This window comes from Streptomyces luteolus (assembly GCF_029968015.1).
Classification (GTDB): domain Bacteria; phylum Actinomycetota; class Actinomycetes; order Streptomycetales; family Streptomycetaceae; genus Streptomyces; species Streptomyces luteolus.
In genome coordinates this window covers 1-18070 of record NZ_JASCIS010000054.1, presented here as the reverse complement: position 1 = coordinate 18070, position 18070 = coordinate 1, and the positions used below count along the sequence as shown (strand labels likewise).

The following is an 18070-nucleotide window of genomic DNA, read 5'->3' as shown; positions in this document are numbered from 1 at the left end:
CAACTCCCCATCTTTCTGCGGCAAGTCGTTGCCGGTCAGCAAGGCGCGGCGCTACGTTCAGGCCTTGGCTTCGCGCCAAGTGACGCCCGGGCACGGCTGGTGTTCGGGTTTTTTGTTCACGGATGAATACGGATGAAGTGGAGACCCCATGACTCATCTGCGCTCCAGACGCCGTCGCCTCGCCGCGCCGGTCGGTCTGGCCGTCGCCCTCTCGACGGCGACACTCGGGCTGCTGCCGGGCTCCGCGTCCGCGGCGGCGTCCCAGGGCGAGCAGACCCAAGTGGCCGCGGACGCACCGAAGTTGGCCTACGTGGTGAACACGAAGGCGGACGACGACACGATCGCCTCGGTGAAGAAGGCGATAGCGAAGGCCGGCGGCAGCGTCGTGGTCGCGTACGACCGCATAGGCGTCATCGTCGTGCACTCGGCGAATCCGGACTTCGGCAAGGAAATACGCAAGGCCCGCGGCGTGCAGTCCGCGGGCGCGACGCGTACGGCCCCGCTGAAGGCCGCCGGCACGACGGAAGAGGGCGCTCCGCAGTACGTGGACGCGCCCGCGGCGAGCACCAAGTCGGCGGCCGGGGACGCGGAGCCGATGGAAGCCGACCAGTGGGACCTGCGGGCGATCGGCGCCGACAAGGCCGCGAAGATCAACCCGGGAAGCTCCAAGGTGACGGTCGGCGTGATCGACACGGGGGTGGACGACACCCACCCGGACCTGGCGCCCAACTTCTCCGCCTCGCAGTCCGCGAACTGCGTCGGCGGCAAGGCGGACACGTCGCCGGGCGCCTGGCGTCCGTACACCGCGGAGGACTACCACGGCACCCACGTCGCCGGGGAGATCGCGGCCGCGCGCAACGGCATCGGCGTGGCCGGTGTCGCGCCCGGCGTGAAGGTCGCCGCCATCAAGGTGAGCGACCCGGACAACGACCTCTTCTACCCGGAGAGCGTGGTCTGCGCCTTCGTGTTCGCCGCCGACAAGGGCATCGAGATCACCAACAACAGCTACTACGTGGACCCGTGGCTGTACAACTGCATGGACGACCCGGACCAGAAGGCCATCGTCGACGCGGTCAACCGGGCCCAGCTGTACGCCCAGCGCAAGGGCACGCTGCACCTCGCCTCGGCGGGCAACTCCAACCACGATCTGGCCTCGGACGCCATCGTGGACGACTCCTCGCCGGACGACTCGACTCCGGTCGAGCGGACCATCGACCCGAGCGAGTGCTTCGACGTCCCGACGCAGCTGCCGGGCGTCGTCACGGTCTCGGCGACCGGCGACAAGAACCTCAAGTCGTACTACTCCACGTACGGCAAGGGGGTCGTCGACGTCGCCGCGCCGGGCGGTGACAAGTACCAGATCCCGGACAACCCGTCGAAGAACGGGCGGATCCTGTCGACCATGCCGGAGAACCAGTACGGCTGGCTGCAGGGCACCTCGATGGCGTCGCCGCACGCCGCCGGTGTGGCCGCGCTGCTGAAGTCCACCCACCCGAAGGCGGGCCCGGCCCAGCTGCAGCGGCTCCTCAAGGTGCAGGCGGACAACCCGGGCTGCCCGACCGAGCCGTACGACCCGGACGGTGACGGCACGGTCGACGCGGAGTGCGAGGGCGGCAAGAACCTGAACGGCTTCTACGGCTTCGGCATCGTGGACGCCCTGGACGCGGTCCGCAAGTAGATCTGTCCCAGGTCCAGCTGTGCCCCAGGTGTACGGGCCGTCCGATCAACGGGCGGCCCGTACGCGCGCGTTGTGGGGGCTGTGTCGACATGCGCCCGCGGCCGCGTGGCCTGCCGGACGGGCGGAGCCCCCGGAGGGGCTGGGCGGGGAAAGCCACCAGTGGACCGTCGAGCTTGCCGGGCCCCGACGTTCCGGTGACGATCAGTCGATGAGCATGTCCGAACCCTCCGTCGCCGTGCGGGAAGAGGTGCCCGAGGTGGGCGCGGCCGTACGGCGGGCCGCGGTGCGGCGGGCGCTCGCCGTGCTCGTCCTTGTCGCCGCCGCCGCGCTCGTACCGCTGCTCGGGCCCCCGCTCGCGCTCGACGGCACCGGCGAGGCCCGGCCGCCCGGGGTCGCGGTCGTCACGCTGCTGCGGATCACGATGTTCGCCGCGCTGTGCGTGCTCGTCGGGGAGTCGGCGGCCGCGTGGCTGGCGCGGCGGGTCCCGGACGCGCCCGGCGGTACGCCGAGGAGCTGGGGGCTCGTCGCGGCCTTCGTCGGCGCCGCCTCCGCCGTGGGACTCGCGCTGATCGTCGCCAACGGCAACCTCGTGCCGGGCTCGCTCGACGAGCTGCATCCGGGGCGGCTGTACGAGACGACAGACGGGCTGCTCGCGCTCCTGGAGGTCAACGCCTTTGTCGCCGCCGGGTTCTGTGCCCGGTCCCGCAGGCCCGGCACCGCCACCGTGCCGCTCGCCGCGGTGATCGTGGCGGAGGCGCTGCGCGCCCACCCGGACCTCGGCCGGGAGGACGACCCGCTGCTTGGCAGCCTGCTCACGCTGGTCCATCTGACCTGTGCGGCGCTGTGGGCGGGCGGGCTGCTCCAGGTGCTGCGCACGATGCGGGCCTGGCGTGCGCGCCCCACGGCGGGCGCCGCGCTGCTCGGCCGCTACGCGCGCGTGGCGGCCGTTCTGTTCGCCGGGGTCACGGCCACCGGCGTCTGCTCGACGCTGCGCAAGCTCCCCCTGGAATCGGTGTTCACGACCGCGTACGGCCGCGTCCTGATCGCCAAGCTGCTGCTCGTCGCCGTGATCGCCGCCCTGGCCGTGACCGCCCGCGTCCGGCTGCGCCGCTCCCGCGACCCGTACGCGGCGATCGCGCCCGCGCGGGTCGAGGTGCTGGTGCTCGCCGTGGTGGTCGCGGTCTCGGCGCTGCTCACGGCCGTGCCCGCGCCGGTGTGGTGGGAACGGCCGCTGTGGGGTTGAGCGTCGCGAGGACTCCCCTGGCCAGCAGGTACTGGGCCGCCGCGTACGTCAGCATGATCCAGAAGTCCGGTCTCGGCAGCTGCGGCCACTCGGCGATCCCGGAGGCGATCAGGGTGTCGGAGAGCAGGAAGAGCGCACCGCCGGCCCCGGCCGCGAGCCCGAGCCGCGCCGACCGGAAGGCCATGGCGGTGAGCAGCAGGCTGTACCCGGCGACCGGGACGCGCAGCTCCGCCGGAAGGTCGGCCCAGAGCAGCGCGACCGTACCGACGAGCGCGGCACCGTAGGCGAGGCCGAGCGGCAGGGTGTGCGGGCGGGCCGTCCCGTAGCGCGTGAAGAGCAGCAGGTAGCAGACGTGACCGGCCGCGAACGAGGCCATGCCGCCGAGGAAGGCGGGCTCGGCGTCGAAGAGCAGCAGTACGTCGCCGCCCCAGCCGAAGAGCAGCGCGGCGACCAGGAGCGGCGGCACGCGCCCCGCCCGCTCACCGCACGCCCGCCAGGCGCACACCGCCCACCCGGCGAGCAGCGGCATGAGCAGGGGCTTGCACACGGTGTGGCCAGGGGTGAAGCCTGCGAGCAGGGAGCCCAGGTCGCCGGCGAGGGCGAGGCCGAACGCGGCGAGCAGCAGCCGCTCAAGCCTCACGCGGCACCTTCCGCGACCGCGTCCTGCCGCTTGGCCTCGGCGGGCGACTCGGGCGGCGCGGGCGACCAGCCGGGCCCGCGGAACAGCCGTCCGCCCCGCTCGCGCCAACTCCCCGCCGCTCTCAGGTCCTTGGCGATGGAGACGTACTCGTGAGTGGCGACCTTGAGCGGGTTGTACGTGTCGATGTTCTTGGTCAGACCGAAGACGGGCCGGTCGGTCTCGGGCACGAACGAGCGGAAGAGCCGGTCCCAGACGATGAGGATGCCGCCGAAGTTGCGGTCCAGATAGCTGCCCTGGGAGGCGTGGTGGACGCGGTGGTGCGAAGGCGTGTTGAAGACGAACTCGAAGGGGCGCCACATCTTGTCGATGCGCTCGGTGTGAATCCAGAACTGGTAGACGAGGTTCACCGACGAGCAGAACGCGAGCGCGGCCGGGTGCACGCCGAGGGCGATCATCGGCAGGTAGAACGGCCAGACGGTGAGGCTCGTCCAGGGCTGGCGCAGGGCGGTCGACAGGTTGAACTTGCGGCTGGAGTGGTGCACCACGTGGCAGGCCCACAGGATGCGGATGACGTGGTGGCCGCGGTGCGACCAGTAGTAGAAGAAGTCCTGCGCGAGCAGCATCAGGGGCACCGTCCACCACAGCACGGGCACCTTCAGCGGGCTGAGTTCGTACACCGCGGTGTAGATGGCGACGATCGGGATCTTCCACAGGAAGTCGAAGACGAGGCTGCCCAGTCCCATGCCGATGCTGGTGGCGGCGTCCTTGGTCTCGTACGCCGCGGCCTCCTCGTCGGGATGGAGCCGGTAGCTGACGATCTCGACAACCGTGAGCAGCACGAACGCCGGTATGGACCACAGCACTACATCAGGCAGGTTCGGGGACATGGATGCACCGTAAGGGCGGTCGGGGCGGGTCGACTAGAGGTAGTTACCCACAAGTATTACTAGAGGTAAGCCCTTCCAGGCTGTCGGTCTCCTACACCACCCACTCAGGGCCGACATGACGCACCGACCCGCGCAGCCTCACCACACCCGTACCGACCCGCCGCGGGCGAAGGCCGGTGACGTGGCGTTCGCGGGTGGGGTGTGGAGGGGCTCGGCGAGTTCCGCGACCGTCGGGCCGGCCTTCGCCGCGAGGGTGTCCAAGTGGTCCAGGTCGAACCCGTAGACGCGGGCCGCGTTGCCGCCGACCATGGCCGCGATCTCCTCGGGCGGCAGTCCGGCGTAGGCGGCCCTGAGGCCCTCCCGGGTGTACGGGTACGTGCCCTCGTCGTGCGGATAGTCGCTGCCCCACATGATCTTGTCGAGGCCGATCCGCTCCCGCAGGGGCACCTCGTGCGGGCGCATGAAGCTGGCCCCCACGTAGCAGTTCTCCGCCCAGACCGTGGACGGTCCCTTGCCCATCGAATCGGCGAGCCCCACACCGAACTTGGACTCCGCGGTGCCCGCCCCCGAGCCTGCCTTCGCGGCCGCCGACACGAGCCTGCCGTGGTAGTAGTCCAGCATGTCGAGCACGCCCGGGATCCAGCCCGAGCCCTGCTCGGTGAGGACCAGCTTCAGGTCCGGGTGGCGGCGGAACGCCCCGCCGAAGATCAGGTGCCACAGCGCCCGGTGCGAGAACCAGGTCGTCTCCACCATGAACACCGCCCGTGCGGCCGGTTCCTCGCCAAGGGGCGGCGAGGCCGAGCCCGCGTGGTGATTGACCGGAACGCCGAGCTCCGCGCAGACCGCCCAGATCGGGTCGTACGCCGACGAGTACAGCTCAGGCAGACCCGAACCGGGCGGCGTGCCGGGGAGCAGCAGGCCGCCGGTCAGCCCTGCGGCATGGCAGCGGCGGATCTCGCGTACCGCCTCGTCCACGTCGTTGAGGAGAATCTGGAAGACGCCCGCGCGGCGGCCGGGCGCGGCCGCGCAGAAGTCGGCGAGCCAGCGGTTGTGGGCACGCAGGCCCGCCCAGCGCTGCTCGAACTCGGCGCGCGTGGGCGCCGGGGCCATCAGCGACGCGGACGGGAAGAACGGCGGGATCGTGTTGGGGAACACCACCTCCGCGACGATGCCGTCCTGTTCGAGCTCGGCGATGCGGCGCTCGGAGTTCCAGTTCTTGTCGGCGGTGTCGGCGAGAAGGTCCTCGTACGGATTGACGTAAGTCGCCGCCCAGGCGTCGAACGTGTCGTGGTGGGCGGAGTCCAGGTACGGCTTGTAGTCGAGGAGGTCGGCGCCCGCGTGGCAGTCGGCGGAGATGACGGTGTAGCGGTCGTGCGGGGTCATCAGCGCACCCCCAGGGTCGGGAAGTCGTGGTCGGTGAGCCAGTGCCGGCCGACCTCGCGGGAGCGGGCCCAGGAGGCCTCGACGGCGCTCTGGTCCGCGTCCTGGCCGAGGTCGGCGGGGGTCGGGCCGATACGCCTCGCTATAGGGGCGAGTTTCGCGGTGTCGAAGCCGAAGACCTCGGCGGCGGCGAGGCCGAGCATGCGGCGGGTCTCGGCGACGGGGATGTCGTGGAAGGTCTTCCGCAGCCACGCGCGCGTGTCCGGCCACGTGCCCTCGGGGTGCGGGAAGTCGGAGCCCCACAGGATGTTGTCGACGCCGATCTCGTACCGCTGGGCGAGTTCGCGGCGCTTGGTGTTGGTGGCGCAGATGAACACCTGGCGGTCCAGGTACTCGTGCGGGGGCCGCTTCAGCTCGGCGAACGGGGAGAGCTTCTTGCCGCCGTGCGCGCCGAGGTAGAGCCGGTCCATGAACCAGAGCAGGTTCGGCAGCCACCAGCAACCCGACTCCGCCACACCGAACTTGAGCCCCGGGTGCCGCTCGAAGACACCGGACCAGAGCAGGAACCACAGGGGCCGCGCGGGCCACCAGGTGACCTCGCTGACGTAGATGCCGAGGTGGTCGCCGTACTCGTGCCGGGGCGCCGCGCCGGAGTGCGTGACGAGCGGCATGCCGGTCTCGGCCGCCGCCGCCCAGACGGGGTCGTAACGCCGGTCGTGGTAGGGCGCTTTGTCGACCCACATGGACGGGATCATCAGCGCGCCGAGTCCGGACTCCTTGGCCCGGTGGATCTCGGCGACGACCCGGTCCACCTCGCCGGTGACGGGCAGCAGGGCGACCCCGCAGTGCCGTTCGGGATGGGCGGACACGAACTCGGCGAGCCAGCGGTTGTGCGCCTGCGCCCCGGCCATGCCGAGTTCGGGGTCCTGGTCGCCGGAGAGGCCGAGGCCCACGCCGAAGGGCGCCGCCGTCTGGCTGTCGACGGCGTCCGCGTCGGGGAAGACGACCTCGGCGGCCACTCCGTCCCCGTCGAGCTCCTTGACGCGCTGAGCGGTGTCCCAACCGCCTTTCAGGCCTTCCTCGTTGTCGCTGAACCACTTGTTCGCGAAGGCCTCGTTGCGCACGCCGAGCCGGGTCATCTCCTCGCGGCGGCGCTCACGTCCGGCGAGGAAGTCGTCGAAGTCGCGGTGGAAACGGGAGTCGAGGTAGGGCCGGTACTCCTCGGTGGGAAGGCCGGCGTGGCAGTCGGAGGAGATGATCAGGTACGGGTCCTGGTCCTTTTCGGGGTCGGGCATCTCGGTCACTGCTCCTCAGTCCAGTCAGTCCAGAATGAAAGGTTCGAGGTACGAGGGGTCGGCGCGGTCGAGCATCGACTGCGAACGCGCCCGGATCTGCCGGTCGCTGTGCTCGCTCTCGGGCAGCAGCCAGAAGCGGTCCTCCCTGATGCCGTCCGCGACAAAGTCCGCGACCTCCTCGACGGGCGTGAACCGCACCTCCTGCCCCGCCTCCTTCATCGCGGCCTCCCACTGGCCGAGGCTGCGGTACGGGGTCCGGCGCGGCCGCTGCTTCGCGTACCGCTCGGGCCGGTTGCGGTGCGACTCCCACAGGCCGGTGCGCAGCATGTGCGGTCCGGGGAAGAGCACGGACGCCCCCACGCGCGCGTGCTCCGCCTTCAGGTGCGCGTACAGCGACTCGGTCAGCGTGACGACGGCGGCCTTGGTGACGGCGTACACGGAGGCGGTGGGCAGCGGGGCGATGCCGCCGTCGCCGGACGAGGTGTTGACGACGTGGCCGGGCTCTCCGCCCGCGAGCATCCGCGGCAGGAAGGCCTGTACGCCGTGGAAGACGCCCCACACGTTGACGGCGAACGCCCACTTCCAGTCGTTCGGTTCGTGCTCCCACATCCGTCCCTCGGCGCCCGATCCGACACCCGCGTTGTTGCAGAGCACATGCACGGCGCCATAGGCGTCGTACGCCGCGTCCGCGAGTTCTGTGACCGAGTCACGCTCGGAAACGTCCACTACGCGCGCGTGCACCTCGGCGCCCGTGCCACGCAGATCGGCGGCGGCCTTGTCGAGGGCCGCCTCCTCGACGTCCGCGAGGACCACCTTCAGCCCGTCGGCGGCGAACCGCCGGGCCATCGCCAGGCCGATGCCGCTCGCGGCGCCGGTGACGACGGCGACCTGTCCGGGGCGCAGCTCCATCAGGCACCGCCCTTCCCGGCCACCGGGTTCGTACTGCCCTCCGGCGGCCCGTCGAGGATCTGCTGCGGGTCGTCGTACCGCTGGTGGATGTACGGCAACAGGGACTCGGCGCTGACGCGTTCGGCGACCCGGCCCTGCTGGTCGGTGGTCTTCTCGCCGATGGTCAGCTCGACGAGCGAGAACACCGGCAGGTCCGCCACCGGGTCGTACATCGACTCGCGCAGGACCACGTCCCCGGTGATCCGCTCCAGCTTGCGCACCTTCTCGTGGCGTACGCAGTGCACGAGGGCCGCGTCGTCCTCCAGGCCCGAACCGTCCACCGCGGGCAGGAACTTGAAGTAGAAGTCGGTCTTCCGGGCCGGCTCAGGCGGCGGCAGGGCCTCGCCGACCGCGCCGCGCACCTCCACGAACGCGATGCCGTGCCGGGCCAGCGCCGCGCGGACGACGAGCCCGTCCCGCTCGACGGTGACCTCGCCCAGCTTCTTCGGTTCGCCGAAGACCTCGCGGCCGCCGATCAGCGCCCGCTCGTGGGTCATCGGCATCACCAGCGGGTACCAGCCGGTGACCCCGCCGTGCGCCGCGGCGACCGCGACGGAGCCCGCGCCGAGCGGGTACCCCGGCAGGTCGACCTTGCTGATGTTGGCCCGCACCAGGGGCCTGCCGGTGGGTTTCAGCGGCGGCGGGAGGACCGCGGCGACCGCGTCCGGGTCGGTCTCCCATACGGCGACGACTCCCGTGGACCAGATGTCGGGGAGCTTCGCGCTCGCGCCGCGCGCCGCCCGGATCTCCGCCTCGGAGCGTGCGCCGTACCGTATCCGTGCCATGTCGTACCACCCTTCGCAGGACGTGCTCGACGTGCGCGGTTCTGTAACACAGTTACACCGTGGGCGATGAAGGGTAAAGAGCCGTGCACGCAAGGGAGTTGGGGGTGCCGTGTCCGGTCGTGCCCGTGGTTCCGGTCCCGTACGGCCGTCGCTGACCCGTGAGCAGGTGCTCGCGACGGCCGCCGTCCTGGTCAAGCAGCACGGGCCGGGCGCTCTGACGATGCGGAAGCTCGCCGCCGAGCTCGGCACCGCGGTCACGTCGATCTACTGGCACGTCGGCAACCGCGAGTCGCTCCTCGAAGCCCTCGTCGAGCGGACCGTCGAGGAGCTCGGCGACCTCACCCCGCGCGGCCGCACCCCGGCGGCCCGGCTCGTGTCGGTGGCCCGTGCGCTGCGCCGCCGGCTGCTCGACCATCCGCATCTGATCGCGATGGTGCACGAACGCGGCCTCACCGAGCGGATGTTCCAGCCCGCCGCCCGCGCCCTGGTGCACGAGGTGCACGCGGCGGGACTGCGCGGCGCCCCGGCCGCGGAGGCGGTACGGGCGGTCCTGTTCCAGACCGTCGGCTTCGTCCTGGTCGAGCGCAACCGCGCCCGCACGCCCGTACAGCGGCCCGGCGAGCAGGAGCTGTGGGACGTGCGGGGCGCCGGCCAGAGTGTGCACGATCCGGCGCTCGCGCGCGCCCTTGCCCGCGGACCGCAGCCGGAGAAGCTGTTCACGGTCTCGGTCCGGGCCCTGGTCGAGGGCCTCCTGAACACCCCGTCGACCCCGTCGCGCACCCCGTCACGCACCCCGTCGAGCAGCCCGTCACGCACCCCGTCCAGCACCCCGTCCAGCACCCCGTCGCGCGCCCCCGGAACCGACTCGAGTGCGGACTCCCGTACGCCCGGGGCGAGTTGACGGAGCCGGGCACGGGCGGCGGACCACGTGTCCGCGTTGTCAGTGCCGGGCCGTATCCTCATGGACCATGCTCGAAGACCGCACGACAGCAGCGCCGTGGCCGGCCGCGTACCCCTCGGGGTACGCGGTCGTCGACGTGGAGACCACCGGCCTCGCAAGGGACGACCGGATAGTGTCGGCTGCCGTCTACCGGCTCGACGCCCAGGGCGAGGTCGAGGACCACTGGTACACGCTGGTCAATCCGGAGCGCGACCCTGGCCCGGTGTGGATCCACGGTCTGACGAGTGACGTCCTCGAAGGCGCCCCGCTCTTCCCGGAGATCGCCGAGGAGTTCTCGGCCCGCCTGGAGGGCCGCGTCCTGGTGGCGCACAACGCCGTTTTCGACTGGTCGATGATCGCCAGGGAGTACGCCCGCGCGCGGCGCACCGCCCCGGTCCGCCAGCGCCTGTGCACGATCGCGCTCGCCAAGGAGCTGCGCCTGCCGCTGCCCAACCACAAGCTGGAGTCGCTCGCCGCGCACTTCGGCGTCGTGCAGCAGCGCGCGCACCACGCCCTGGACGACGCGCGGGTGCTCGCCGAGGCGTTCCGCCCGAGCCTGCACGCCGCCGCCGGTGACGGAGTGCGCCTCCCGCTCCTGGAGTGCCGCCCCCTGACCGAGTGGCAGGACTCCCCCGCGACCCCGCACATCGGCCGCCAGGGTTCGTACCGCCCCGGCGGCTGGCGCCCCAACCGCAAGCGCCCGGCGTGCCCGTACCCCAACCCCGGGCGGTACGAAGCAGACAAACCCCTCAAGCAGGGCATGCGGGTGGCGTTCTCCGGTGACACCTCGGTCGAGCGTGAACTCCTGGAGGACCGCGCGGTCGACGCCGGACTGCACGTGGCGACGAGTGTGTCCCGGCTGACCAGCCTGCTCGTCACCAACGACCCGGACGCGGGCACGTCCAAGGTCGTCAAGGCGAAGTCGTACGGCACCCCGATCCTCGACGAGGCCGCCTTCGGCCAGCTCCTGCGGGACGTCGCCCCGGCCACCGGGAGCTGAGCGGGCCGTCAGACGGGTGAGGCGCGGGACCGCGACCGAGTGATTGTCGGCGCCGCGTCCCGCATGCCTGACCCGCGCGGGCGTGCCCGGGTCCCAACCTGTGGCGCATGGCACGTTGCGAGGTCTGCGGAAACGACTACGGCATGTCCTTCGAGGTGCACGCGCAGGGCGCGGTGCACGTCTTCGACTGCTTCTCCTGCGCCATCCACCGCATGGCGCCCATCTGCGAGCACTGCCGCTGCCGGATCATCGGGCAGGGCGTCGAGGTCGAGGGGCACTGGTTCTGCGGGGCGCACTGCTCCCGCGCCGAGGGGAGGGTGGGCATCGTCGACAAGGTGTGAACAGTGGCTCAGCGCAGGCAGGGCCTGAGGCCCCCGGCGGGACCCCACCCGCCGGGGGCCGTCGTGTGCGGGGTACCGTCGACGTCGTGTACCGCTTCCTGTTGTCCCGGCAGTGGGTCCTGCTCACCCTCCTCGCCCTTGTCCTCATCCCTGTGATGATCGAGCTGGGCTTCTGGCAGTTCCACCGGCACCAGCACCGGGTCGCGCAGAACACCCTGATCGCGGACAACCTGGCGGCCGACCCCGCCCCCGTCGAGGACCTCACGTCTCCGGGCCACACCGTCCCGCGCAAGGACTACTGGCGGCAGGTCACGGCCACCGGCACCTTCGACACCGAGCACGAGGTCGTCGTACGCCGCCGCACCAACGCCGACGAGCGGGTCGGCTTCCACGTACTGACGCCGCTCGAACTGCGCGACGGCAAGGTGCTGCTCGTCAACCGCGGCTGGGTGCCCTCGGCCGCCGACCAGACGACGTTCCCGAAGGTGCCCGCGCCGCCCGCCGGCGAAGTCACCGTCACCGGCCGCCTGATGGCCGACGAGACCACCGACGGCAGCGGCATCAAGGACCTCAAGGGGCTGCCGCCGCGCCAGACCATGCTGATCGACAGCGAGGACCAGTCCCGGTCCCTCGGCAAGCAGGTCCTCGGCGGATACGTCGAACTGGCCACGCCCGAGCCGAAGGACGGCTCCCCCGAGCTGATCGGCTCCCCCGACCACGACTCGATCGGCCCGCACATGGCGTACGCGATCCAGTGGTGGCTGTTCGCCGCGGGCGTGCCCGTCGGCTGGTGGATCATGGTCCGCCGCGAGCGCCGCGACCGGGAGAGCGCGGCGGAGGCTCCGGCCGCGGAGGACGTGCCCGCGCCCGCGTGACCGCTTCGTGGACCGGCCTCGCCCCCGCCGCCGCAGACCCGGCAGGATAGGGCCATGGATCTTGGACTGAAGGACCGTGTCTACGTAGTCACCGGCGCCACCCGAGGGCTCGGCCACGCCACGGCGCGGGCCCTGGTCGCGGACGGCGCGAAGGTCGTCGTCACCGGACGGGAGGAGAAGTCGGTCGCCGAGGCCGCCGCCGCGCTCGGCGAGAACGCGGTCGGCCTGGCCGCCGACAACGCCGACCCGGCCGCCGCCGCCCGCCTCATCGGCACCGCCCGCGAGCGCTTCGGCCGCTTCGACGGCGTCCTCATCAGCGTCGGCGGCCCGGCCCCCGGCACCGCCGCGAGCAACACCGACGAGCAGTGGCAGTCGGCCTTCGAGTCGGTCTTCCTCGGCGCGGTCCGGCTCGCCCGCACGGCCGCCGCGGAGCTCTCCGACGGCGGCGTCATCGGCTTCGTGCTCTCCGGTTCGGTGTACGAGCCGATCGCGGGCCTCACCATCTCCAACGGCCTGCGCCCCGGCCTCGCCGGTTTCGCCAAGTCCCTCGCGGACGAGGTCGGCCCGCGCGGCGTCCGCGTCGTCGGCGTCCTGCCCGGGCGCATCGCCACGGACCGGATGAAGCAGCTCGACGGCCTCTCCCCGGACCCGGAGGCGGCCCGCGCCGCGAACGAGTCGAAGATCCCGCTCGGCCGGTACGGCACCCCGGAGGAGTTCGGCCGTACGACGGCGTTCCTGCTGTCGCCTGCGGCGTCGTACGTGACGGGCGTGATGGTGCCGGTGGACGGGGGCGCGCTGCGGGGGTTCTGAGGCCGGGGTTTTGTTCCCCACCCCGCCCCTTCCCGAAAGCTTGCAGCAGCTTCGGGGGCTCCGCCCCCGGACCCCCTCCCTCAAGCTCTCGGCTTCTCCCCCAGCCTTCGGCCGGGAGGTGCCCCCAGAGCAGGGGGGACCCCCATCTCAAACGCCGGAGGGGCTGAATTGTGCGTGGGGAGGGGCGGGCTTTCAAGGGGCGCGGGGAACTGCGCGACCAGCCACGATGGCGCGGCAGCCGAAAGACGAAGCCAGGGGTCCGGGGCGCGGCCCCGCAGCTGCTGCAAGCTTTCGGGAAGGGGCGGGGAGGGGCTCAAACCCCCTAACTGACCCGCCTCGCCCGGTGCTTGACCCCCCGCATCCGAACCTCCGCAGGCAGGCGGTCGAGGCCCGTCGACGTACGGGCCTGGGCCAGGGAGTCCGCGGTGAGCAGGCGCAGCGCCACGGACGGTTCGGCGTGCGGGGCGAGCAGCATGCGGACCCCGGCGTGCGGGGTCGAGCGGCGCCCCTTGAGGCGTACGCGGACCTGCTCCACCCCGTCGAGCACCTCCGTCTCGCGGGCGAGCACGTCCTCCAGGGCCCGGCCGCGCAGCAGTGCGCCCTCGCCGTCGCCGCTGTCGACCAGCACCTCGGCAAGCCGGCCGCGCCGCGTCTGGGCCACCAGCCACCACAGCGCGAGCAGCACGAGGACGGCGAGCACCGCGATCACGACGGGCCAGAACCACGACTCGTCCCGCCACCTGGCCCGGTCGGCGTCGCTCAGCAGGACGTCGTCCCGGCCGTCGTACACCCACCACGACGGCATCGGCGCACCGAGCCCCGTGGCCAGGACCGTCCCGCCGAGCAGCAGCAGGATCAGGCTCACCAGGGCGAGCAGGACGCGGTTGACGGTCCGCAGCATCGTTCAGCCCCGCTTTCCCGGCCGGTCGACGCGCACGCGCAGGCCCGGCGCGCGGGACAGGCCGAGCGCGGCGATGCCGTCGCCGAGCACGGTGTCCAAGTCGGCCCGTACGTCGTCGAGTTCACGGAAGTGGGCGACCGCGCGCACATCGACCCTGGCGCGCCGCACCCGCACGCGGACCGAGCGCACGCCCGGCACCTCCATCGCGCGGTCACGCAGCACCAGGGCGGCGGCCTCCGCGTCGAGCCAGGCGTGGACGTCCTCCTGACCGCTGTCCATCGCGAGGGTCGAGCGGTGGCCGGGGGTGAGGGCGAGCAGCAGGAGCCAGAGGCCGAGCAGGGCCGCGGCGCCCGCGCCGATCAGCGTCCACAGGTCGTCGAGGGGGCGCTCGTCCAGCTGCTCGCCGAGAACGTGCCGCCAGCGCATCGCGGGCCGGTCGGCCCGCACCGCGGCCACGTCGTACAGCAGCAGCCCGGCCGCGCCGAGGCCGAGCAGGCCGACGACGACGGACGGCCAGCGGCGCACCGACCATCTGCGCCGGTGCTCGCCGCCCTCCGGCGGGGTCAGGACGGGGGTGTACGAGGCGGCGGACGCCGACTGGTCGAGCCCGTCCGGGTTCTTCGGACGCTTCTCCAGGACCGGGCGGGTACCGCCGTCGGCGCTGTCCGTACTGCCCGTACTGTCCGTGCCGTGTGTGCCGTGTGTGCCGTCCGTGCCGTCCGTGCTGTCGTCAGGGCCGCTCATCGTGTCCTCCCCTGCGCCGCGGCCCGGGAGCGCGCCGAGTGCAGCCGCTCCACCTGGACACTCACCTCGGGCACCGTCATCCCCGCCAACGTCTCTACCCGCTCGGTGACTTGACGACGCACGGCGCCGCACTGGGCGCCGATGTCGCAGGGGTAGTCGAGGTCGAGAGTGACCCGGACGTGGGCGCTGCCGCGGTGCACGGTGACCGCGGCGCTGGGTGCGTCCCCGTCCTCGGGCACGCCGGTGCGCAGCGCCTCGCGGGCCGCGCGGGCGGCGATCTTCGCGACGACCCGGTCGGCGATCCGGGTCGCCCCGCGCTCGCCTGGTTCGATCGCCGCGACCGTCACCAGCGCCGCCGCTCGCCGCGCGCCTCGCCCCGGCCGCGGAAGAAGTCACCGGCCTCCAGGTCACCGTCGGCGAACCGGCCCACCAGGAAACCGACCGCGCCGAGCGCGGCCACCAGGAGGAACGCGCCGAAGCCGCCGAAGTACGCGGCGAAGCCAAGTCCCATGCCGGCCAGGAGGCCGACCAACGCCATGCTCATCGCACTCTCCTCGCCCCACCGACCGGACCGGTCGGCACGGTGGTCATCGCATCGCCGGTCATCGCATCGCCGGTCATCTGATCACCGCTCATTGGATCTCCGGTCATTGGATCACCGGTCATTGGATCCGGGACTCCGGCTCGGCCTCTTCCTCGTCGGGCAGCTTCACGTCGCCGACGGCGATGTTCACCTCCACGACCTCAAGGCCCGTCATCCGCTCCACGGCGGTGATCACGTTCTCCCGTACGCCACGGGCGACCTCGGCGATGGGCAGGCCGTACTCCACGACGATGTCCAGGTCGAGTGCCGCCTGCACCTCCCCGACCTCGGCTTTCACCCCGCGGGTGACGGCCGCTGCGCCGCCGGGGACCCTGTCCCGTACGGCGCCGAAGGTGCGGGAGATCCCGGTGCCCATGGCGTGCACGCCGGGCACTTCCCGGGCGGCGAGCCCGGCGATCTTCTCGACCACGCCGTCGGCGATGGTGGTACGCCCCCGGCTGCCGGGGTCACCTCCGCCGCGTTTTGACTGGGCTGAGCTCTCCGTCGCCCGCACGGCCCCCGGCTTGCCTCGCTCTTCGGTGTCGGTCATCGCTTCTGTCCCATTCGAAGGAGGGGTGATGCGCTCCTTTTGCCCACATTAGGCTGGGTTGACCAACTTCGCGCCAGGGGATGCGGCAGGCTGGTGCAATGACGGCTGACCGGTCGACGGACGACGAGGCGCACAGGGCGGCCTCGCGCATGCGCGCGGTACGGGAACAGCTCCGCCTCGGGCGGCTGCTGCCCCTGGGCGAGGCGGCGGACGGCGCGTGGATCGCGGAGCGCGCGGCGGTCCAGGTGCTGCGGCCGGCGGGCGCCTCGGTCGCGGGCGTACGGATCGACAAGCTGCGCCTCGCGCTCGCCGAGCCGGACGCGGCGGGCGATCCGGCCGTACCGGCGCCACCGAGCGCCCTGCCGCCGGGCCCGCTGCGCATCGCCGCGGAGCTGGCGGTCACGGCGGACGTGCCGCTGCCGTCGACGGCGGCGCGGGTGCGGGCGGCACTGACCGCGGCAGCGGTGGAGCGGCTCGGCCTGGTGGTGGCGGAGGTGGACCTGCAGGTCACGGAACTCCTGGACGCGGCGCCGCCGCCCGCTGCCGTGGAAGCCCCTCCGACCATCGCACCCGCGCGGGACGAGGATGCGACGACGACTGCGGTACGGGCGGTCCCGGGCGTGGTGGACGTACGGGTCCTGCGCTCACCGCATCTGCGGTTCGAGCTGGTGGTGGCTGCGGAGCATCAGGTCCTGCACGTCGCCCGCGCAGCGAGGTCGGCGGCAGCTCAGCCGGTGGCGGTGGTCGTGGTGGCGCTGGCTTGAGGCGCTTCTTTCCCCTCCCCTCCCCGCCCCTTCCCGAATCTCCTCAATCGCCGGAGGGGCTCAATTTTGAGCCCCTCTGGGGGCACCTCCCAGCGGTAGCTGGGGGAGATTGAGGAGACCCGCCCGGACGGGCGCTACTCCCCGAGCCCCGCCAGATCCCGCAGCCGGCGCCCCTGCGCCGCCCGCTCGGCGACAACCTGGTCCTCGTACGTGCGGTGGACCGCGCCCTGGAGCAGAGCCTTGGTCTCGATGACGGCGTCGCGGGGTGCCGCGAGCAGCGCGCCCGCCAAGTCCTGGGCTGCGGCGGCGAGTTCGGCGCCGGGGACCACCAGGTTGGCGAGGCCGGTGCGCTCGGCCTCCTCGGCGTGGACGAAGCGCCCGGTGGCGCAGATCTCCAGGGCGCGGGCGTACCCGACGAGGGAGACCAGAGGGTGCGTGCCGGTGAGGTCGGGCACGAGGCCGAGGCTGGTCTCGCGCATGGCGAACTGCACGTCGTCGGCGGCGATCCGCAGGTCACAGGCGAGGGCGAGCTGGAAGCCCGCGCCGATCGCGTGGCCCTGGACGGCGGCGATGGTGATGACATCGCTCCGCCGCCACCAGGTGAACGCCTCCTGGTACTCGGCGATGACAGCGTCGAGTTCCGCGTCGTTCCCGCGCGCCATGTCCAGGAAGGACGGCTCGCCGTCGAAGCCCTCGGGCGTGAACGCCTGCCGGTCGAGCCCGGCGGAGAACGACTTGCCCTCACCGCTGAGCACCACCACCCGCACGCTGCCGGGCAGCGCGCGCCCGGCCTCCGCCAACGCCCGCCACAGCGCGGGACTCTGAGCGTTGCGCTTGGCCGGGTTGGTGAGGGTGACCGTCGCGGTCTCGCCGTCGACGGCGAGACGCACGCCGTCCTTGGCGAACACCTCGGTCGCGTCGGACTCGGCTGCGTGCTGGGGTTCGGGCGAAGCCATGGGGTGCCTCCGATGGGACAGCAGTCGACAGCTGGCAGCCGGACCCGTCGGACGCGGACGTCCCGCGCGTACGCCTGTCAGTTAAGTGACTGCACAGTAACCACCCGGCCGATCAGCGGACCGACCGGGTGGCCACCATCGAAGCCGGTGAGCCGCCCGCTCTCAGGCCGACGCGGCCTTCTTGCCGCGCGTCGCTCCGCCGCGTCCCCGCAGCGTGACTCCTGATTCGCTGAGCATCCGGTGCACGAAGCCATAGGAACGGCCCGTCTCTTCGGCGAGTGCCCGGATGCTCGCACCGCCGTCGTACTTCTTCTTCAGGTCTGCCGCGAGCTTGTCGCGCGCGGCGCCGGTCACCCGGCTGCCCTTCTTCAGAGTCTCGGCCACCCGTGCCTCCTCATGGGAAGTGCGCTCTGGACTTCTCATGATCACCCCTCCCGGGCGTCCTGGCCACCCATTCGGCAAGGTCGGTGTGACGAGGTTCATGGTGCGGGAAGCCGACGCCACTAGCGGAATCAAGGACTCCGCAGCGCCGGGACCGTACCGCCGAACGAGCGCGCCGGTGAAGCGCCAGGTCAGCGCGGTGCGGGAGGAGGCCGCGGTGAGAAAGGGAACGGAGCCGGGAAATCCGTGTATGACACACCTCGGTACGAGGCGATCTCACGCAGATGACGGATCACGCGTCCGGCGAATGATCCATACGGAGTTGATCAGAGCCGGACGGGAGCAGGCGGAAGGCCCGCCCCCGCGACA

Annotated in this window: 21 protein-coding genes; 8 read left to right on the top strand and 13 right to left on the bottom strand. The window is 72.1% G+C overall.

Translation table 11 applies throughout. The features are described from left to right. Positions 1 to 148: 148 nt before the first annotated feature. Both QIT00_RS33580 and QIT00_RS33575 read left to right on the top strand, forming a co-directional pair. Positions 149 to 1678: a S8 family peptidase gene (locus tag QIT00_RS33580; protein ID WP_282539261.1), complete on the top strand. Its 1530-nt coding sequence runs from the start codon at positions 149 to 151 to the stop codon at positions 1676 to 1678. A gap of 208 nt (positions 1679 to 1886) precedes the next feature. Continuing rightward, on the top strand, positions 1887 to 2921 hold the full coding sequence (locus tag QIT00_RS33575; RefSeq protein WP_408909902.1) for a CopD family protein: 1035 nt from the start codon (positions 1887 to 1889) through the stop codon (positions 2919 to 2921). On the opposite strand, the gene QIT00_RS33570 is transcribed toward QIT00_RS33575, so the two are convergent. The 6 genes from QIT00_RS33570 to QIT00_RS33545 form a co-directional block, all read right to left on the bottom strand. Continuing rightward, complete coding sequence (locus QIT00_RS33570) at positions 2872 to 3561, bottom strand: lysoplasmalogenase (protein ID WP_282539260.1); 690 nt, start codon at positions 3559 to 3561, stop codon at positions 2872 to 2874. The genes QIT00_RS33575 and QIT00_RS33570 overlap by 50 nt on opposite strands. Next, positions 3558 to 4448 carry a sterol desaturase family protein gene (locus QIT00_RS33565; RefSeq protein ID WP_282539259.1) on the bottom strand — a complete coding sequence of 297 codons (891 nt, stop codon included), beginning with the start codon at positions 4446 to 4448 and terminating at the stop codon, positions 3558 to 3560. Before QIT00_RS33565 ends, QIT00_RS33570 begins: the two co-directional genes overlap by 4 nt. A gap of 138 nt (positions 4449 to 4586) precedes the next feature. After that, positions 4587 to 5831: an amidohydrolase family protein gene (locus QIT00_RS33560; protein WP_282539258.1), complete on the bottom strand. Its 1245-nt coding sequence runs from the start codon at positions 5829 to 5831 to the stop codon at positions 4587 to 4589. Next, the gene (locus QIT00_RS33555; protein WP_282539257.1) at positions 5831 to 7123 is read right to left on the bottom strand and encodes an amidohydrolase family protein; all 1293 of its coding nucleotides are present in this window, start codon (positions 7121 to 7123) and stop codon (positions 5831 to 5833) included. The genes QIT00_RS33560 and QIT00_RS33555 overlap by 1 nt, the downstream gene beginning before the upstream one ends. Positions 7124 to 7147: 24 nt before the next feature. Beyond that, a complete protein-coding gene (locus QIT00_RS33550) occupies positions 7148 to 8032 on the bottom strand; it encodes an SDR family NAD(P)-dependent oxidoreductase (RefSeq protein ID WP_282539256.1) in 885 nt (294 codons plus the stop codon). Further along, on the bottom strand, positions 8032 to 8856 hold the full coding sequence (locus QIT00_RS33545; RefSeq protein ID WP_282539255.1) for an acetoacetate decarboxylase family protein: 825 nt from the start codon (positions 8854 to 8856) through the stop codon (positions 8032 to 8034). The genes QIT00_RS33550 and QIT00_RS33545 overlap by 1 nt, the downstream gene beginning before the upstream one ends. A gap of 109 nt (positions 8857 to 8965) precedes the next feature. Here QIT00_RS33545 and QIT00_RS33540 point away from each other — a divergent pair, with 109 nt between their 5' ends. From QIT00_RS33540 to QIT00_RS33520, 5 genes are all read left to right on the top strand, one after another. Continuing rightward, entirely contained in the window at positions 8966 to 9757 is a 792-nt protein-coding gene (locus tag QIT00_RS33540) for a TetR/AcrR family transcriptional regulator (protein WP_282539254.1), read from the top strand. A 67-nt stretch (positions 9758 to 9824) separates the two neighbouring features. After that, a complete protein-coding gene (locus QIT00_RS33535) occupies positions 9825 to 10796 on the top strand; it encodes a DEDDh family exonuclease (protein WP_282539253.1) in 972 nt (323 codons plus the stop codon). 107 nt (positions 10797 to 10903) lie between these two features. Continuing rightward, positions 10904 to 11137, top strand: a complete 234-nt coding sequence (locus QIT00_RS33530; RefSeq protein ID WP_282539252.1) for a hypothetical protein — start codon at positions 10904 to 10906, stop codon at positions 11135 to 11137. A gap of 86 nt (positions 11138 to 11223) precedes the next feature. After that, on the top strand, positions 11224 to 12012 hold the full coding sequence (locus QIT00_RS33525) for an SURF1 family cytochrome oxidase biogenesis protein (protein ID WP_282539251.1): 789 nt from the start codon (positions 11224 to 11226) through the stop codon (positions 12010 to 12012). 54 nt (positions 12013 to 12066) lie between these two features. Beyond that, positions 12067 to 12822, top strand: coding sequence for an SDR family oxidoreductase (locus QIT00_RS33520; RefSeq protein ID WP_282539250.1), 756 nt, complete (start codon positions 12067 to 12069; stop codon positions 12820 to 12822). 322 nt (positions 12823 to 13144) lie between these two features. Here the strand turns inward: QIT00_RS33520 and amaP are convergent, their stop codons facing one another. From amaP to QIT00_RS33495, 5 genes are all read right to left on the bottom strand, one after another. Continuing rightward, a complete protein-coding gene (amaP, locus tag QIT00_RS33515) occupies positions 13145 to 13723 on the bottom strand; it encodes an alkaline shock response membrane anchor protein AmaP (RefSeq protein WP_282539249.1) in 579 nt (192 codons plus the stop codon). A gap of 3 nt (positions 13724 to 13726) precedes the next feature. Further along, entirely contained in the window at positions 13727 to 14467 is a 741-nt protein-coding gene (locus QIT00_RS33510) for a DUF6286 domain-containing protein (RefSeq protein ID WP_282539248.1), read from the bottom strand. Beyond that, on the bottom strand, positions 14464 to 14817 hold the full coding sequence (locus tag QIT00_RS33505; RefSeq protein ID WP_408909903.1) for an Asp23/Gls24 family envelope stress response protein: 354 nt from the start codon (positions 14815 to 14817) through the stop codon (positions 14464 to 14466). The genes QIT00_RS33510 and QIT00_RS33505 overlap by 4 nt, the downstream gene beginning before the upstream one ends. Then, positions 14811 to 15011 carry a hypothetical protein gene (locus QIT00_RS33500; protein ID WP_282539246.1) on the bottom strand — a complete coding sequence of 67 codons (201 nt, stop codon included), beginning with the start codon at positions 15009 to 15011 and terminating at the stop codon, positions 14811 to 14813. Before QIT00_RS33500 ends, QIT00_RS33505 begins: the two co-directional genes overlap by 7 nt. 118 nt (positions 15012 to 15129) lie before the next feature. Beyond that, positions 15130 to 15600, bottom strand: coding sequence for an Asp23/Gls24 family envelope stress response protein (locus QIT00_RS33495; protein WP_282539245.1), 471 nt, complete (start codon positions 15598 to 15600; stop codon positions 15130 to 15132). A 98-nt stretch (positions 15601 to 15698) separates the two neighbouring features. Between QIT00_RS33495 and QIT00_RS33490 the strand changes: the two genes are divergently transcribed. Beyond that, a complete protein-coding gene (locus QIT00_RS33490; RefSeq protein ID WP_282539244.1) occupies positions 15699 to 16364 on the top strand; it encodes a hypothetical protein in 666 nt (221 codons plus the stop codon). Between the two features lie 134 nt (positions 16365 to 16498). Here QIT00_RS33490 and QIT00_RS33485 read toward each other — a convergent pair whose 3' ends face one another. Both QIT00_RS33485 and QIT00_RS33480 read right to left on the bottom strand, forming a co-directional pair. After that, on the bottom strand, positions 16499 to 17320 hold the full coding sequence (locus tag QIT00_RS33485) for an enoyl-CoA hydratase/isomerase family protein (RefSeq protein ID WP_282539243.1): 822 nt from the start codon (positions 17318 to 17320) through the stop codon (positions 16499 to 16501). Positions 17321 to 17482: 162 nt separating this feature from the next. Beyond that, positions 17483 to 17704 (bottom strand): helix-turn-helix domain-containing protein, encoded by a 222-nt coding sequence (locus QIT00_RS33480; protein ID WP_282539242.1) that lies wholly within the window; start codon positions 17702 to 17704, stop codon positions 17483 to 17485. Positions 17705 to 18070 lie beyond the last annotated feature (366 nt).

Coding starts and splice junctions, on each gene's coding strand:
- QIT00_RS33580 (WP_282539261.1), top strand. CDS start 149: ATGACTCATCTGCGCTCCAGACGCCGTCGCCTCGCCGCGCCGGTCGGT.
- QIT00_RS33575 (WP_408909902.1), top strand. CDS start 1,887: ATGAGCATGTCCGAACCCTCCGTCGCCGTGCGGGAAGAGGTGCCCGAG.
- QIT00_RS33565 (WP_282539259.1), bottom strand. CDS start 4,448: ATGTCCCCGAACCTGCCTGATGTAGTGCTGTGGTCCATACCGGCGTTC.
- QIT00_RS33560 (WP_282539258.1), bottom strand. CDS start 5,831: ATGACCCCGCACGACCGCTACACCGTCATCTCCGCCGACTGCCACGCG.
- QIT00_RS33555 (WP_282539257.1), bottom strand. CDS start 7,123: ATGCCCGACCCCGAAAAGGACCAGGACCCGTACCTGATCATCTCCTCC.
- QIT00_RS33550 (WP_282539256.1), bottom strand. CDS start 8,032: ATGGAGCTGCGCCCCGGACAGGTCGCCGTCGTCACCGGCGCCGCGAGC.
- QIT00_RS33545 (WP_282539255.1), bottom strand. CDS start 8,856: ATGGCACGGATACGGTACGGCGCACGCTCCGAGGCGGAGATCCGGGCG.
- QIT00_RS33535 (WP_282539253.1), top strand. CDS start 9,825: ATGCTCGAAGACCGCACGACAGCAGCGCCGTGGCCGGCCGCGTACCCC.
- QIT00_RS33530 (WP_282539252.1), top strand. CDS start 10,904: ATGGCACGTTGCGAGGTCTGCGGAAACGACTACGGCATGTCCTTCGAG.
- QIT00_RS33520 (WP_282539250.1), top strand. CDS start 12,067: ATGGATCTTGGACTGAAGGACCGTGTCTACGTAGTCACCGGCGCCACC.
- amaP (WP_282539249.1), bottom strand. CDS start 13,723: ATGCTGCGGACCGTCAACCGCGTCCTGCTCGCCCTGGTGAGCCTGATC.
- QIT00_RS33510 (WP_282539248.1), bottom strand. CDS start 14,467: ATGAGCGGCCCTGACGACAGCACGGACGGCACGGACGGCACACACGGC.
- QIT00_RS33500 (WP_282539246.1), bottom strand. CDS start 15,011: ATGAGCATGGCGTTGGTCGGCCTCCTGGCCGGCATGGGACTTGGCTTC.
- QIT00_RS33495 (WP_282539245.1), bottom strand. CDS start 15,600: ATGACCGACACCGAAGAGCGAGGCAAGCCGGGGGCCGTGCGGGCGACG.
- QIT00_RS33490 (WP_282539244.1), top strand. CDS start 15,699: ATGACGGCTGACCGGTCGACGGACGACGAGGCGCACAGGGCGGCCTCG.
- QIT00_RS33485 (WP_282539243.1), bottom strand. CDS start 17,320: ATGGCTTCGCCCGAACCCCAGCACGCAGCCGAGTCCGACGCGACCGAG.